Origin of the sequence: Pseudomonas sp. FP1740 (assembly GCF_030687165.1) — a bacterium.
Taxonomy (GTDB): Bacteria; Pseudomonadota; Gammaproteobacteria; order Pseudomonadales; family Pseudomonadaceae; genus Aquipseudomonas.
Genome location: NZ_CP117461.1, coordinates 1441553 through 1457653, shown reverse-complemented (window position 1 = coordinate 1457653; position 16101 = coordinate 1441553). Strand labels below are relative to the sequence as shown.

Here is a 16101-nt window from a genome sequence, read left to right as displayed (position 1 = left end):
ACCATGTCGAAATTTTTTATCGACCGTCCGATTTTCGCCTGGGTAATTGCCCTGGTGATCATGCTGGTCGGGGCTTTATCGATCCTCAAGCTGCCCATCAACCAATACCCGAGCATTGCGCCTCCGGCCATTGCGATCTCCGTGACTTACCCTGGCGCGTCTGCACAAACCGTGCAGGACACCGTGGTGCAGGTGATCGAGCAACAGCTCAACGGTATCGACAACCTGCGTTATGTCTCGTCGGAAAGTAACTCCGACGGCAGCATGACCATTACCGCGACCTTCGAGCAGGGCACCAGCTCCGATACCGCGCAGGTTCAGGTCCAGAACAAACTGAACCTGGCCACCCCACTGCTGCCGCAAGAAGTGCAGCAGCAGGGTATCCGCGTGACCAAGTCGGTGAAAAACTTCCTGATGGTCATTGGTGTGGTGTCGCGTGACGGCAGCATGACCAAGGACGACCTGTCCAACTACATCGTGTCGAACATGCAGGACCCGATCTCGCGGACCGCCGGTGTCGGTGACTTCCAGGTCTTCGGTGCCCAGTACGCGATGCGAATCTGGCTCGACCCGGCCAAGTTGAACAACTTCAACCTGACCCCGGTGGACGTGAAAACCGCCATCGCGGCACAGAACGTCCAGGTCTCGTCCGGTCAACTCGGCGGCTTGCCCGCCCTGCCCGGCCAGCAACTGAACGCTACGATCATCGGCAAGACCCGCCTGCAGACCGCCGAGCAGTTCAAGGAAATCCTGCTCAAGGTCAACAAGGACGGCTCGCAGGTTCGCCTCAAAGACGTCGCCGAAGTAGGCCTGGGTGGCGAGAACTACAGCGTCAGCGCCCAGTTCAACGGCAGCCCGGCTTCCGGTCTGGCAGTGAAGCTGGCCAACGGTGCCAACGCCCTCGATACCGCCAAGGCCCTGCGCAAAACCATCGATGACCTGAAACCGTTCTTCCCGCAAGGGATGGAAGTGGTGTTCCCGTACGACACCACCCCGGTGGTGACCGAGTCGATCAAGGGTGTTGTTGAAACCCTGGTCGAAGCGATCGTGCTGGTGTTCCTGGTGATGTTCCTGTTCCTGCAAAACTTCCGCGCCACCGTCATCACCACGATGACCGTGCCGGTGGTATTGCTGGGTACATTCGGGATCCTCGCGGCGTTCGGTTTCAGCATCAACACCCTGACCATGTTCGGTATGGTGCTGGCCATCGGCTTGCTGGTGGACGATGCCATCGTCGTGGTGGAAAACGTCGAACGGGTCATGAGCGAAGAAGGCCTGTCACCCAAGGAGGCCACCAAGAAATCCATGGGGCAGATCCAGGGTGCGCTGGTCGGTATTGCCCTGGTGTTGTCGGCGGTACTGCTGCCGATGGCGTTCTTCAGTGGCTCCACCGGTGTGATCTACAAGCAGTTCTCGATCACCATCGTTTCGGCCATGGCCTTGTCGGTGCTGGTTGCATTGATCTTCACCCCGGCGCTTTGCGCCACCATGCTCAAGGCGATTCCGAAAGGCGAGCACGGCACGCCGAAACGCGGCTTCTTCGGCTGGTTCAACCGCAACTTCGACCGTGGCGTCAAAAGCTACGAGCGCGGCGTCGGCAACATGCTCGCGTACAAGGCTCCGTACCTGCTGGCGTACCTGATCATCGTGGTCGGCATGATCTGGCTGTTCACCCGCATTCCAACGGCGTTCCTGCCGGAAGAAGACCAGGGCGTACTGTTTGCCCAGGTGCAAACCCCGGCCGGTTCCAGCTCCCAGCGCACGCAAGTGGTCGTGGATGAAATGCGCGAGTTCCTGCTGCGTCCGAGCAAGGATGGCGGCGAAGGCGATGCGGTGGCCTCGGTGTTTACCGTGACCGGCTTCAACTTCGCCGGCCGTGGCCAGAGTTCGGGCATGGCGTTCATCATGCTCAAACCGTGGGACGAACGTAACGCCGACAACAGCGTGTTCAAACTGGCGGCCCGTGCCCAACAGCACTTCTTTACCTTCCGCGATGCCATGGTGTTTGCCTTTGCGCCACCAGCGGTACTGGAACTGGGTAACGCCACCGGTTTCGACGTGTTCCTTCAGGACCGCGCCGGTATCGGTCACAACAAGCTGATGGAAGCCCGCAACCAGTTCCTCGGCATGGCGGCGCAAAGCAAGGTCCTGTCGCAAGTCCGTCCGAACGGCCTGAACGACGAGCCGCAGTACCAGCTGGAAATCGACGATGAGAAGGCCAGCGCCCTGGGCGTGACCCTCACTGACATCAACAACACCCTGTCGATTGCCCTGGGCAGTAGCTATGTGAACGACTTCATCGACCGCGGTCGTGTGAAGAAGGTTTACGTGCAAGGCCTGCCCGGCGCTCGCATGAGCCCTGAAGACCTGAAGAAGTGGTACGTGCGCAACAGCGCCGGCACCATGGTTCCGTTCTCGGCGTTCGCCAGGGGTGAATGGATCTACGGTTCGCCGAAACTGGCCCGTTACAACGGCGTGGAAGCGATGGAAATCCTCGGTGCCCCGGCGCCCGGCTATTCCACCGGTGAAGCCATGGCCGAAGTCGAAGCCCTGGCCAAGAAACTGCCGGCCGGTGTCGGTATTTCCTGGACCGGTCTGTCGTACGAAGAGCGTCTGTCCGGCTCGCAAGCGCCAGCGCTGTACGCCTTGTCGCTGCTGATGGTGTTCCTGTGTCTGGCGGCGTTGTATGAAAGCTGGTCGATCCCGATCGCGGTCATGCTGGTCGTGCCGCTGGGGATCATCGGTGCGCTGATGGCGACCAGCCTGCGCGGCCTGTCCAACGACGTGTATTTCCAGGTGGGGCTGTTGACCACCATCGGTCTGGCGGCGAAAAACGCCATTCTGATCGTCGAGTTCGCCAAGGAGCTGCATGAGCAAGGGCGTAGCCTGCGCGATGCAGCGATCGAAGCCTGCCGGATGCGTCTGCGACCGATCATCATGACCTCGCTCGCATTCGTGCTCGGCGTGGTACCGCTGGCCATTTCCACGGGCGCAGGTTCGGGTAGCCAACATGCGATCGGTACCGGGGTGATTGGCGGTATGCTCACGGCCACGATCCTGGCGATCTTCTGGGTCCCATTATTCTTCGTCACCGTGTCGTCCATGGGCCAGCGCAAAGTCGCCGACCAGGATGACGCCATTGAAACTTCTCAAGAGGCTGGCTAATGAGCAAGTCGCTACTCTCCCTGGCAGTCACCGCTTTCGTGCTGAGTGGCTGCTCGCTGATACCCGATTATCAGCGGCCTGAAGCACCGGTGGCGGGCCAATACCCGCAAGGCCCGGCGTATTCGCCGGCCCAGGCGCCCAACCAGGCCGCCGCTGAACAGGGCTGGAAGCAGTTTTTCCACGACCCGGCGCTGCAACAGGTGATTCAGACCGCGCTGGAGAACAACCGTGACCTGCGTGTCGCGGCGCTGAACATCGACGCTTATGCGGCTCAATACCGCATCCAGCGCGCCGACCTGTTCCCGGCGGTTTCGGCCACCGGCAGCGGCAGTCGTCAGCGGGTTCCGGCACGGGCCTCGCAAACCGGCGAAGCGAACATCAGCAGTTCCTACTCGGCCACCGTCGGCATCAGCGCCTACGAACTCGACCTGTTCGGTCGGGTGCGCAGCCTGAGCGAAGAAGCCCTGCAGAAGTACTTCGCCACTGAAGAAGCACGGCGCAGCACGCAGATCAGTCTGGTGGCCAGCGTGGCCAATGCCTACCTGACCTGGCAGGCCGACAAGGAACTGCTGAAACTGACCCAGGAAACCCTCGGGGCCTACGAGGAGAGCTTCAAGCTCACCTCGCGCAGCAACGAAGTGGGTGTAGCCTCGGCGCTGGATCTGGCCCAGTCGCGTACCTCGGTGGAAAACGCCCGTGCGCAACAGGCCAAGTACACCCGTCAGGTCGCCCAGGATGAAAACAGTCTGGTATTGCTGCTCGGCACCGGTATCCCGGCCAATCTGCAAGCGGCCAAGCCACTGTCGGATGACCTGCTGAGCGACGTGCCGGCCGGCCTGCCCTCGGACTTGCTGCAACGTCGCCCGGACATCCTCCAGGCCGAATACAACCTCAAGGCCGCCAACGCCAACATCGGCGCGGCGCGGGCGGCGTTCTTCCCGAGCATCAGCCTGACCGCCAATGCCGGCTCCCTGAGCCCGGACCTGTCCGGTCTGTTCAAGGGTGGTTCGGGCACCTGGTTGTTCCAGCCGCAAATCAACCTGCCGATCTTCAACGCCGGCAGCCTGCGCGCCAGCCTGGATTACTCCAAGATCCAGAAAGACATCAGCGTGGCGAACTACGAGAAGTCCATTCAAACGGCCTTCCAGGAAGTCGCCGATGGCCTGGCCGCACGCCAGACCTACACCGAGCAGTTGCAGGCTCAGCGTGATTTCGTCAGCGCCAACCAGGACTACTACCGTCTGGCCGAGCGTCGTTATCGCATCGGGGTCGACAGCAACCTGACCTTCCTCGACGCCCAGCGCCAGCTGTTCAGTGCCCAACAGGCGCTGATCACCGACCGCCTGGCGCAGCTGACCAGTGCGGTCAACCTGTACAAGGCGTTGGGCGGTGGCTGGAATGAACAGACGGCGAAGAACGAGCCGTTGAAAGAAGAAGCGCCGAAGATGAAGTTGTTCTGATAGCGCCGTAAACACGAAGCCCACCGTTTGGTGGGCTTTTTGTTGGTCGTGAAAAAAACCAGCCTGTTCGCTTCACCCTCCGACTCCATTGACCAGAAACACCGGCTCTTCCAGATAATCGAGCCCCAAGCGGTTTTCGAACATTTCGTCGCGTAACGCTGCGGTCGTGAAACTGCCCAGGCCCAGCGCGGTGGCCAGCAGGGAAAAGGTCTGACTCAGATGCCCGGCATCCATCAGCGCCACCCGCAATGCGCGGCTGAATTCGTATTTCCAGGCCATCCGCTCGACTCGAGCCGTGGAAACGAACACCGCAGCCGCATCCTCGATCCATGTCTGGCCACCACAGGCCTCGCTGACCCAGGCCCGTGGGTCTTCCAGGGAAAGCAGCTCCAGCCCGTGACGACGCACCGAATAATGGTAAAGACCCCGCTCGAAACCTTGCACATTCATCAGCACCGCATACACCTCGGTGCCCTGCAACGAACCGCCCGCCGGAGAGGTTTTCTTCAGGAAGTAGTCGCCCATGCGGTTGTGCTGCACGACGGTCGCGCCCCAGGTGTAGTAGAGCAACAAAGACAGTTGTTCCGAACTCAACGGCTGATCACTGAAGGTTCGCGACGTGCGGCGATTGCACAGCGAGTCCAGCAGCGTCGGCTGAGCGATCGCGCAGGCAGGCAGCAGCGGGTTTTCCAGGGCGATGAACGGATGGGACCAATAGTCCTTGAACGCCGACGGCTGAGGTTGCGCCGAGGCCTTTTGCTCCAGCTCCGTTTCCAGCTCGGCAACGCTGATGTAGGGCGTGTGCGAGCCGGTCCGGGTACTCAGGTAAAACTCCAGCGCCGCATCCCAGCGGGTCCAAAGGTTGAGCGAATGCTTACCCTGGTTATACGTGACCGAACCCGATTGATTCACCACGGGCAGTAAAACACCGTGGCTGACCAGCGTCCTCAGGAATGCCAGGTTGTCGTCCTGCGCCGGACTCTGCAAAACCCCCGGCAGCAACAAGGCACTCTCCAGTGTCTGCGGGCTCAGGAAGTGGCGTAGTAACGGCAGCAACGTCACGTCAAACTCCAGGCTCAGGTCCTGCTGCCGGTCCCGGATAAAAAACGACGCCGAGCCAACGCTGAGCCAGGTGCCTTCCCTGAGTTTCAGCAGGGTCTGCGCACCCTCCGACGACGAATGTTGATCGCCCTGTTGATCAAGCCCCTGCCAGAACAGGGCCTTGGGCCTCAAGGACTTGATGGCCTTGATCAAGGTCAACAGTTCCGCGTCATCGGTTTTGCGCGAAATATCCCATTCCAGGGTGATCGCTTTCACCGGGGATGACCTGAACAGTTCACGCAAAATGTCCCAATCCCGCCGCGGATGGCTGGTGTGAATTTCAATCAACCGGTCCAGCGGCAACGAACGCAAATAGTCGTTCAGGTCGTAACCCTGGGTTCTGGCGGTCGTGATCGCGCTGTCGAGATCCAGCAAAAATCCCGAGCCGCTACGCTCCACCACACTGGAAATGAACTCGCCTTCGGACTGCTCTTGTGCGCCCGGCAATGAAAACAACCGCGGTGCGTTTTCCAGCACCAGCAGCGTTGCCGTGAGCTCGCGCAATTCGATGGCATTGGCCACCACCGTGTCCGCCACCTCTTGGGCTAGGGTCGGCAAAATGAAGTGCTGCGTGTCGCCACCGTGGAAACGCGACCAGGAAATATGCTCGGCCAGCCACGGCGAGCGGGTTTTGTCGCACAGTCGCCGCGTCATGTGCAGAAACTCGCGATCCATCGCGATGCCCACGCTGCCCAGGGACAAACTGGACGAGTGCAGCAGGCTCGGTACTCGAGCGCTGACGTCAAGTAAACGAGGCTGCAGGATGCAGTGGGTCGGCTGAAACTCGACGTAATCGAAATGCGGCAAACCCTCAGCGAGAATTCGCTCGACAGTCGGGTCAAGTCCATCCTCCGACCGGTCATCCTGTGCCCTGCGCCGTGGCAAATGGTATTCCAGCCCTACGCCGGCCTCGGGATAGGACGAGGCATCAAACATCCCCATGTGAGCCTCCCCGGCTTCAGGCGGTCAGACCCAGCAAGCGTTGTTGCTCAGTATCAGTCCCCGATATCGCCAACAGCCCGGCATATTGGTTTTCCTGTGCTCTGACCTCTTTGGCAAGGTTTTCCAGAAGTTGACGTCCTTGTGGGGTGAATTCAGTGCTGGCCTCAAAGTCCGGCAATGCCTTGATCAAGCCTCGCAGAATGTACAGAAGACGGTTTTGCGCCCTCTGCAGCTCATCGGTCGAACGCGAACGAACCCGCCCCAGGTATTTGACCAATGCGATGTACACGTAAAACGCGTGGAAGTAGCCATAAAAGTCACGCTTCTGTCCCGACCACGGCAAGGTGTACAACGGCTCCCGCGAGGTCTCTTCCTTAACGACCGGGCACGCCTCGACAATGTGATAGAGCAACTGATGAGTGGCCTCATGCACCAGGGACTCTTCCAGATCGAGTATCGAATCATCCCGGCTCGACAGCAGGATGATTCCGGTGAAGCGGGACGCTGAACAGCTTCGAAATGAACCATCGGGTAAATAAAAAATCGACTTGACCAGTTTTTTGATTTGCTCACGGCAGGCGGGCCATGTGTGCTCTATGCGCAACAGGGCAATATTCACCACGTCGCAAAAAAACCGTACGGAGTAACCGCTACGCTCCAACTGTTTGCGGACGGCTTCATCCTCCGGAAACTCATAACTGGGCGGCATTACTATCGCTACCAGCGGATCGACATCAAACCGATGCACAGGGGGGCAATAATGATTCACGCGGGAACTGTCGGATGCTTTGACACGCACTAACATCTCTGGAAATTCAAACAGCATTTTTTCCAGCTCACTCCTGTCCTCCGTCTTTTTCGTGATGACCAGATTGGCATAATGAGCCGTCAGCACATTCCATACTTGAAACACCGGATCATTAATAATCAAGCGCTGTTCACGGGTCGGAGGAACGATAAGATTAAACGCCTGCTCAAAAAACTCCGCCAGATGTGGAGCGTTGGGAAACAACTGAAAAAGTTCGGTGTACAGCGCAACAAAGCTGGTGTATCGATTTCGACTGACACGCTCCAGCAAGACTTCAAATCGCGAAGGCTCCGAATCCGCAAGGAAGGTCGTGCCCTGAAATAAATCCTCGACCGAGAGCTCACGTTGACCACTGTTACCGATGTCCATTTCTCAACCTTCCCTTAGGTTGGCGGCAACGGCTTCGCCATTGTCAGACTGGCAATGCCATAACCCAGTTGTTCATAAAGACGACGCGCCGCATCGTTGCGACCAAAGACATGCAACCGCACTTCCTTGCATCCCGCCTGGCTCGCCCATGACTCCAGGGCCAGCAGCGATTGTTTTGCATAACCCTGGCGGCGCTCGCCGGGGTCAATGTAAATATCCAGAATGAAGGCGATCCGACCGGCGCCAGCGTGTCGTTCGGCAACCCATAATTCACCGATGCGCCGCGCTTGATCCTGGATTACCCAGAGTTGATTCTTTTCAGTCAATCGCCCTTGCGGCAACAATTGCTCGAAGACGCTTCGTGCCCTTTGCGACGCCTCCTCCTGGCCCCACTCGCCGGCGGCGACCATCCCGTCGCCATATTCAGCAAGGGCTCTGTCGGCGAACGTAACAAAGTCCGCGTCATTCATTGGAGCCAAGGTGACAGACATGCGTCATTCACTCCGTGCCCGAGCGCTTCAGGTCATGAGTCTGATAAGGCCATTCGGCGTACCACCATAAAGCCCACCTTTCGTGGCACGCCAAATGGCATCACCCACCGTTAATCCATGCGCGCTTGTTGCTGCTGGTTCTGTGTATCAAATACCGCGCGTATCCCCAGGTTGCTCCGAATGCTGGAGGAAGCTGCCGTCAGTTTTGCAGCATCAATACCTTTAACCGCTGCGATCTCGTCAGTACTTAAGTGCACGCCAATATTTCTAGCCGCCCCTGCCGGATCACTGTGTAAGGCGGTGGCAAATTTTTCGTCCAGCACGGCCCGTCCCAGAACCGAGGCCAAACGTTCCTGATTGACTTTATTACCCATGGTACTTCTCCTTGTTATTTCGGCATGACGAAAAATATCCCCTGACGAAGCATGAGAGTGTCTTTTGCCCGCCTGAGGATTTTGAATATAGCAAGGCCTCTTTTCTTTTCCAGCCAAGCCCATGGCTCTCTTTAAATCTTTTTACGATAACCGACAACACCAATTCTTAAGTTTAACCGGCGATTATTGATCTACCTTTAATAGCAGCCAACACTGTAGGAAACGTCTTACAACTAAAGCAATAAACACTTCCATCTAACATAAACAAAACAACAAGGCGCCATTAATAGAACACACCTGCGGATGCACCTTATCAACCCGAATAACTATGGGATTTTATTAAGAATACCTCGTACCGTCCGCGCCCAGGCTGGCGTCGATTAGTGTTCGTTAATCGCCCAAAACCCCATCCCCCCCAATTGAATCCCCCCGCCCATCCCTCGCACCATTGTCCGCACCTGCATAAATCAATAACAACAAGGTCCGACACCATGACTACGCGCCCTCTGCGCTCCGGCTGATCTCGCCCGCCCCCTTATCCGAATTCGATTTTTTGTCTGCGACCCCTTGGTTGCGGCTGTGTACTGCCTTATCCCTGACAATTAGAGAGACCCGAGTCCATGACTTCCTCCACCACGCAGTATTTGTTCCCCAGTCTGATCGCCATCGCACTGGCCGGCGCGGCCCTGCCCGCCTTGGCCGAGGAAGCAGGCTTTGTCGAAGGTGCCAAGGTCAACCTGAACCTGCGTAACTTCTACATCAACCGTAACTTCACCAATCCGACCAAGAGCCAGGGCAAGGCTGAAGAGTGGACGCAAAGCTTTATCCTCGACGCCAAATCCGGGTTCACCCAGGGCACCGTCGGGTTCGGCATGGACGTGCTGGGGTTGTATTCGGTCAAGCTCGACGGCGGTAAAGGCACCGGTGGGACGCAGTTGCTGCCGCTGGATCACGATGGCCGCCCGGCGGACAACTTCGGTCGCACCAACGTGGCGTTCAAGGCGAAGTTGTCCCAGACCGAAGTGAAGGTCGGCGAATGGATGCCGGTGCTGCCGATCCTGCGTTCGGACGACGGTCGCTCGCTGCCGCAAACCTTCCGTGGCGGCCAGATCACCTCGAAGGAAATCAATGGCCTGACGCTCTACGGCGGCCAGTTCCGCGCCAACAGCCCGCGCGACGATAGCAGCATGAATGACATGTCGATGACCGGCAAAGCGGCATTCACCTCAGACCGCTTCAACTTCCAGGGCGGTGAATACGTCTTCAACGACAAGCGTACTCAGATCGGCCTGTGGAATGCTGAACTCAAGGACATCTACAGCCAGCAATACGTCAACCTGATCCACACCCAACCGCTGGGCGATTGGACGCTGGGCGCCAATCTCGGGTTCTTCTACGGCAAGGATGACGGCAGCGCCCGGGCGGGCGAGCTGGACAACAAGACCTGGTCGGGTCTGTTCTCGGCCAAATACGGTGGCAACACCTTTTACGTCGGCCTGCAAAAACTCACTGGCGACAACGCCTGGATGCGGGTCAACGGCACCAGCGGCGGCACCTTGGCCAACGACAGCTACAACTCCAGCTATGACAACGCCAGGGAAAAATCCTGGCAAGTGCGCCACGACTACAACTTCGCCGCTCTGGGCGTGCCGGGCCTGACCCTGATGAACCGCTACATCAGTGGCGACAACGTCCACACCGCCACCACCAGCGACGGCAAGGAGTGGGGCCGCGAAAGCGAACTGGGTTACACCGTACAAAGCGGCGCACTCAAAGACCTCAACGTCAAATGGCGCAACTCCACCATCCGCCGTGACTTCAGCAACAACGAGTTCGATGAGAACCGGTTGATCGTCAGCTATCCGATCAGCCTGCTGTAACCCCCAAACCAAATGTGGGAGCGAGCTTGCTCGTTCCCACAGGATTTGTGGTGGACAGTTACTCCCGCGACTCAACCCCCAACTCATCCCACACCGACTCGGCCAGGTGGAACGTCGCGTTGGCCGCCGGAATTCCGCAATAGATCGCGCTCTGCATGATCACTTCCTTGATCTCGCTGCGGGTCACGCCGTTGTTGGCGGCGGCGCGCAGGTGCAGTTTGAGTTCTTCGTTGCGGTTCATGCCGATCAGCATGGCGATGGTGATCAGGCTGCGGGTGTGGCGCGGCAGGCCCGGGCGGGTCCAGATGTCGCCCCAGGCGTGGCGGGTGATCATCTCCTGGAACTCCGAGTTGAACTCGGTCAGCGCGTTCAGGCTGCGGTCGACGTGGGCGTCACCGAGCACTGCGCGACGGACTTTCATGCCCTCGTCGTAACGTTGTTTCTCGTCCACAAAAAATTCCTCAATGACCTGAAAGAAACGCCAGCACCCGCTCGCTGAACGCAGCGCCGGCCTGGACGTTGGACAGGTGCGCGGCGTAGAACTCGGCGTACTCGGCGCCCCGCACATGTTCCTGAATGAAATGCCCGCCAGACGGCGGTGTGACCGCATCTTCGGTGCCGGCGATCACCAGCAGCGGCGCCTTGATCGAGGACAACTGATCACGGAAATCGGCATCACGCACCGCCGCGCAATTGGCCGCGTAACCTTCAGGCGAGGTAGCCGCGAGCATGTCGGTGATCTGCTTCGCCGCTGCCGGATTGGCTGAGGAAAAGTCCGGGGTGAACCAGCGTGCAATCGACGCATCACGCAATGCCACCATTGCCGCGGCGCCGTCACGCAGAACGGTTTCAATCCGTGGGTTCCACACCGATGGATCGCCGATTTTCGCCGCGGTGTTGCACACGATCAGTTTGTTCAAACGCTGACCGGCATTGATCCCCAGCCATTGGCCGATCAACCCGCCCATGGACAGACCGCAGAAATGCGCGCGCTCGATGTGCAACGCATCCAGCAGCGCCAGCACGTCGCGGCCCAGTTGCTCGATGCTGTACGGCCCTGGCGTCACCAATGACTTGCCGTGACCACGGGTGTCAAAACGCAGCACCCGGAAATGCTCGGTGAACGCCGGGATCTGCGCGTCCCACATGTGCAGGTCGGTGCCCAGTGAGTTGGACAGCACCAGTACCGGCGCATCCGCCGGTCCATCGAGTTGCGGCCCTTGAATTTGGTAGTGCAGTTCGCCCTCGGCGAGTTGTACGAATGCCACAGCAGTCTCCTTCAGGCAGTCAACGCAAAATGTTCAGCCACCGCTCGCTCGACCCAGGTATGGGCCTGACCGAGGTAATGGGCGGGGTCCAGCAGATGATCGAGTTCAGCGTCCGACAACTCGGCGGTCACTTGCGGCTCATCGCCGAGTACCGCGCGCAGATGACGTTGCTCGGCTACAGCACGCTTGCAGCATTGCTCCAGCAGATGATGCGCGGTGTCGCGACCGACCCGTTGCGCCAGGACGATGCTCACCGCCTCGGCCAGCACCAGGCCCTGGGTCAGGTCGAGGTTGCGGGTCATGCGCGTCGCGTCCACTTCCAGTCCGTCGGCCACCAACAGTGCTTGTTGCAGGCTGCCCGACACCAAGCAGCAGATCTCCGGCAGGGTTTCCCATTCGGCATGCCACAGGCCCAGGCTGCGCTCGTGTTCCTGGGGCATCGCGCTAAACAAGGTCGAGAGCAAACCCGGCACCCGCGTCGCCGCACCGATCAGCACCGCCGCGCCCACCGGGTTGCGTTTGTGCGGCATGGTCGAGGAACCGCCCTTGCCCGGCGCGGACGGTTCGAACACTTCACCGGCTTCGGTCTGCATCAACAGGCTGATGTCGCGACCGAGTTTGCCGAGGCTGCCGGCGATCAAGCCAAGCACCGCGCCGAACTCCACCAGACGATCACGCTGGGTGTGCCAGGGTTGTTCCGGCAAGGTCAGTTGCAGTTCCGCGGCCAAGACTTCGGCAATCGGCATCGCTTGCTCGCCGAGGGCCGCGAGGGTGCCGGAGGCGCCACCGAATTGCAGCACCAGCAGGCGTGGTTTGAGTTCCAGCAGACGCTGGCGGCTACGAGTCACGGCGCCCAGCCAACCGGCGATCTTCATGCCGAGGGTGACCGGCGTCGCGTGTTGCAACCAGGTGCGTCCGGCCAGCGGCATGGCGACGTATCGCTTGGCCTGGGTCGCGAGGGTTTCCCCCAGCTGCGCCAGATCAGCTTCGATCAGTTGCAGCGCGCGGCGCAATTGCAACACCAGGCCCGTGTCCATCACGTCCTGGCTGGTCGCGCCCAGATGCACGTAGCGCTCGGCTTCGGCATCGCTTTTGGCGATCTGCTTGCCCAGCGCCTTGACCAAAGGGATCGCCGAATTGCCCGCCGTGGCAATCGCCTCGCCGAGGGCGGCGAAATCGTAATGCTCGGCTTTACAAGCCGCTTCAATAGATGCGACAGCCGCTTGCGGAATCAGGCCAACCCGTGCTTCGGCCCGGGCCAATGCGGCTTCGAAATCCAGCATGGCCTGGACCCGGCCCTGATCACAGAACACCTCACGCATGTCGCGTGCGGTGAAGTAGGCATCGAACAACTGATTGCCCGGTCGCTGATTCATAAACAGTCCTTGCAGGCGAGGGCCAGTACGGCCCCCGCGGAAAGATCAAAGGTCGTTTTCCAGATACTTCGGCTGTTTCGGCAGACGCAGGCTGAACAGGAACGCCACCGCCATCATCACCGTCACGTACCAGTAGAACGAGTTTTCCATGCCCCCGGCTTTAAGGCTCAGCGCTACATATTCCGCCGAACCGCCGAAGATCGCATTGGCCACCGCATACGCCAGGCCGACGCCCAAGGCGCGTACCTCGGGCGGGAACATTTCGGCTTTCACCAGACCGCTGATCGAGGTGTAGAAACTGACGATCGCCAGCGCCACGGTAATCAGCACAAACGCCAGGAACGGACTGCTGACACTTTTCAGGCTCAACAGGATCGGTACGGTGAACAACGTCCCGAGGGCGCCGAACCAGAGCATCGAATTGCGCCGGCCAATCTTGTCGGCGAGCATGCCGAACAGCGGCTGCATGCACATATAAAGGAACAGTGCACCGGTCATGATGTAGCTGGCGGTCTTGGCGTGCATGCCAGCGGTGTTCACCAGGTACTTCTGCATGTACGTGGTGAAGGTGTAGAAAATCAGCGAACCGCCGGCGGTGTAACCCAGCACGGTGATGAAGGCTGCCTTGTGATCGCGGAACAGCGCACCAATGCTGCCGGCATCCTTGCTTTCGCGCATTTCCTTGCTGCTGGTTTCCTTGAGCGCACGACGCAGGAACAATGAAATCAACGCGGCCACCGCACCGACCACGAACGGAATCCGCCAGCCGTAGGCACGCAACTCATCCTCGTTGAGGAACTGCTGCAGGATCACCACCAGTGACACCGCCAGCAACTGTCCGCCAATCAGTGTCACGTACTGGAACGACGCGAAGAAGCCGCGCTGGCCCTTGAGGGCGACTTCGCTCATGTAGGTCGCGGTGGTGCCATATTCGCCGCCCACCGACAAACCCTGCAGCAAGCGCGCGAACAGCAGCAGGATCGGCGCCCAGACACCGATACTGTTGTAGGTCGGCAGGCAGGCAATGAGCAACGAACCGAAGCACATCATCAGAATCGAGATCAGCATCGAATTCTTGCGCCCGTGTTTGTCCGCCAACCGACCGAAAATCCAGCCGCCGATGGGGCGCATCAGAAACCCGGCGGCAAACACGCCCGCGGTATTGACCAGCTGCACCGTGGGGTTATCGGACGGGAAAAAGGCCGGGGCAAAGTAGATCGCACAGAAGGCGTAGACGTAGAAGTCGAACCACTCGACCAGATTGCCGGACGAGGCGCCGACAATCGCAAAGATTCTTTTGCTGCGTTCTTCACCGGTGTAGACAGCTGTGGAGGTTGTCATTGTTTTTTCACTCTGTGGGGACCGTGAGAGTCTAGACATATTTCGCAATAGTCCCGTTCCGCAGATGGATGCATAACCTGAGAGCAATGCAATCTCTGTGGCGAGGGAGCTTGCTCCCGCTCGGCTGCGAAGCAGTCGTAAAACCGGTTGGCGCGGTTTGCCTGATACATCATGTCAGCCGGGTTTGGGCTTGCTTCGCAAGCCAGCGGGAGCAAGCTCCCTCGCCACAAGAGCAACGATCACTCAGTAATCGAAGAACACCGTCTCCGCATCCGTCCCCTGCAGAATCACATTCCACTGATAAACACCCGCAGCATCCTGCTTCGCCAACAAGGTGCCACGACGTTCGGCGGGCACGCATTCGAGCAGTGGGTCCGCCACGTTGGCTGGCTCACCATCGAAGTAAATCCGCGTCAGCAAGTGCTTCACCAACCCGCGAGCAAACACCAGCACCACCAGGTGCGGCGCCTGGGTCGTGCCCTTCAGGCCTTCCACGGTGCCCGGCTTGATCGTGGTAAAGCGAAAGCGCCCTTGCGCATCCACCGGCACCCGGCCAAACCCTTCGAAGTTCGGGTCCAGGGGTTTGTCCTGATCGTCTTCGGGGTGGTCGTACTTGCCAGCGGCGTTGGCTTGCCAGACTTCGAGCATGGCGTCGTTGACGAAGTCGCCATTGCCGTCGACGACTTGCCCGGTGATCGCCACACGCTCGCCAAGAGTCTGTTCAACGGTCAGGTCTTCACGGTTCAGCCAGGTCAGGCCGATGTGGTAGTACGGTCCGACGGTGTGGGACGTGGTCGCGTTCAGCGTCATCTTATTTCTCCATCGGCGTGGCGTCGCGGCCGCGCAAAACGATGTCCCAACGATAAGCGAGGGCATAGGAAGGGATGGTTTTTTCCAGATCGAAACTGGCGATCAGGCGCTCTTTGGCGCTGGTATCGGGCACGCAGTTGTAGATCGGGTCGTAAGCCAGCAACGGGTCACCCGGGAAATACATTTGGGTCACCAGGCGCGTCAGAATGCTCGGCCCGAACAGGGAGAAATGGATGTGCGCCGGACGCCAGGCATTGTGGTGGTTACCCCACGGGTAGGCGCCAGGCTTGATGGTCTGGAACTGGTACCAGCCATCGGCGTCGGTCACGGTGCGGCCGGTACCGGTGAAGTTCGGGTCCATCGGTGCGTCGTGCAGGTCGCGGGCATGGTTGTAACGACCGGCGGCGTTGGCCTGCCAGATCTCCACAAGAATGCCCGGCACCGGCAGACCGTCTTCATCCAGCACACGGCCGTGGATGATGATCCGTTCACCCAATGGCTCGCCCGAGTGCTGGGCGGTCAGGTCGTTGTCCTGCTCCTGAATACGCTCGGCGCCGATGGTCGGGCCGGTGATTTCCGACAGCGAATGAGGCAAAAACACCAACGGCTTGGACGGCGAGCGAAGGTTGGTGGATTGATAAGGAGGGTGCAGGTATTCCGGCTGAGTGCCCACCTGCGGGCGACGGTAACCTGGTTTGTCAGTCATTGTGCTTTCC

Annotated in this window: 13 protein-coding genes; 3 read left to right on the top strand and 10 right to left on the bottom strand. The window is 59.5% G+C overall.

The window, feature by feature from the left end; genetic code table 11:
- Positions 1-3: 3 nt before the first annotated feature.
- Both emhB and emhC read left to right on the top strand, forming a co-directional pair.
- Positions 4-3165: an efflux RND transporter permease subunit EmhB gene (gene emhB / locus PSH69_RS06305; RefSeq protein WP_305411411.1), complete on the top strand. Its 3162-nt coding sequence runs from the start codon at positions 4-6 to the stop codon at positions 3163-3165.
- The gene (gene emhC / locus PSH69_RS06300) at positions 3165-4625 is read left to right on the top strand and encodes an efflux RND transporter outer membrane subunit EmhC (RefSeq protein WP_305411410.1); all 1461 of its coding nucleotides are present in this window, start codon (positions 3165-3167) and stop codon (positions 4623-4625) included. Before emhB ends, emhC begins: the two co-directional genes overlap by 1 nt.
- Positions 4626-4697: 72 nt before the next feature.
- Here the strand turns inward: emhC and PSH69_RS06295 are convergent, their stop codons facing one another.
- The 4 genes from PSH69_RS06295 to PSH69_RS06280 form a co-directional block, all read right to left on the bottom strand.
- Positions 4698-6668 carry a DUF692 family multinuclear iron-containing protein gene (locus PSH69_RS06295; protein ID WP_305411408.1) on the bottom strand — a complete coding sequence of 657 codons (1971 nt, stop codon included), beginning with the start codon at positions 6666-6668 and terminating at the stop codon, positions 4698-4700.
- Positions 6669-6684: 16 nt separating this feature from the next.
- Positions 6685-7845: an HEXXH motif-containing putative peptide modification protein gene (locus PSH69_RS06290; protein ID WP_019580907.1), complete on the bottom strand. Its 1161-nt coding sequence runs from the start codon at positions 7843-7845 to the stop codon at positions 6685-6687.
- A 14-nt stretch (positions 7846-7859) separates the two neighbouring features.
- Positions 7860-8336, bottom strand: coding sequence for a GNAT family N-acetyltransferase (locus tag PSH69_RS06285; RefSeq protein WP_111455069.1), 477 nt, complete (start codon positions 8334-8336; stop codon positions 7860-7862).
- Positions 8337-8446: 110 nt separating this feature from the next.
- Entirely contained in the window at positions 8447-8710 is a 264-nt protein-coding gene (locus tag PSH69_RS06280; protein ID WP_111455068.1) for an Os1348 family RiPP precursor, read from the bottom strand.
- A gap of 620 nt (positions 8711-9330) precedes the next feature.
- Between PSH69_RS06280 and PSH69_RS06275 the strand changes: the two genes are divergently transcribed.
- Positions 9331-10590, top strand: coding sequence for an OprD family porin (locus PSH69_RS06275; RefSeq protein ID WP_305411405.1), 1260 nt, complete (start codon positions 9331-9333; stop codon positions 10588-10590).
- Between the two features lie 58 nt (positions 10591-10648).
- On the opposite strand, the gene pcaC is transcribed toward PSH69_RS06275, so the two are convergent.
- From pcaC to pcaH, 6 genes are all read right to left on the bottom strand, one after another.
- The gene (gene pcaC, locus PSH69_RS06270) at positions 10649-11041 is read right to left on the bottom strand and encodes a 4-carboxymuconolactone decarboxylase (RefSeq protein ID WP_007935810.1); all 393 of its coding nucleotides are present in this window, start codon (positions 11039-11041) and stop codon (positions 10649-10651) included.
- Between the two features lie 10 nt (positions 11042-11051).
- Positions 11052-11858, bottom strand: a complete 807-nt coding sequence (pcaD, locus tag PSH69_RS06265) for a 3-oxoadipate enol-lactonase (RefSeq protein WP_230175514.1) — start codon at positions 11856-11858, stop codon at positions 11052-11054.
- An 11-nt stretch (positions 11859-11869) separates the two neighbouring features.
- Positions 11870-13234, bottom strand: coding sequence for a 3-carboxy-cis,cis-muconate cycloisomerase (locus PSH69_RS06260; RefSeq protein ID WP_230175515.1), 1365 nt, complete (start codon positions 13232-13234; stop codon positions 11870-11872).
- A gap of 45 nt (positions 13235-13279) precedes the next feature.
- Positions 13280-14575, bottom strand: coding sequence for an MFS family transporter (locus tag PSH69_RS06255; protein ID WP_018926872.1), 1296 nt, complete (start codon positions 14573-14575; stop codon positions 13280-13282).
- Positions 14576-14818: 243 nt separating this feature from the next.
- On the bottom strand, positions 14819-15385 hold the full coding sequence (gene pcaG, locus PSH69_RS06250; RefSeq protein ID WP_018926873.1) for a protocatechuate 3,4-dioxygenase subunit alpha: 567 nt from the start codon (positions 15383-15385) through the stop codon (positions 14819-14821).
- A 1-nt stretch (position 15386) separates the two neighbouring features.
- Positions 15387-16091, bottom strand: a complete 705-nt coding sequence (gene pcaH / locus PSH69_RS06245) for a protocatechuate 3,4-dioxygenase subunit beta (RefSeq protein ID WP_305411404.1) — start codon at positions 16089-16091, stop codon at positions 15387-15389.
- Positions 16092-16101: the final 10 nt, after the last annotated feature.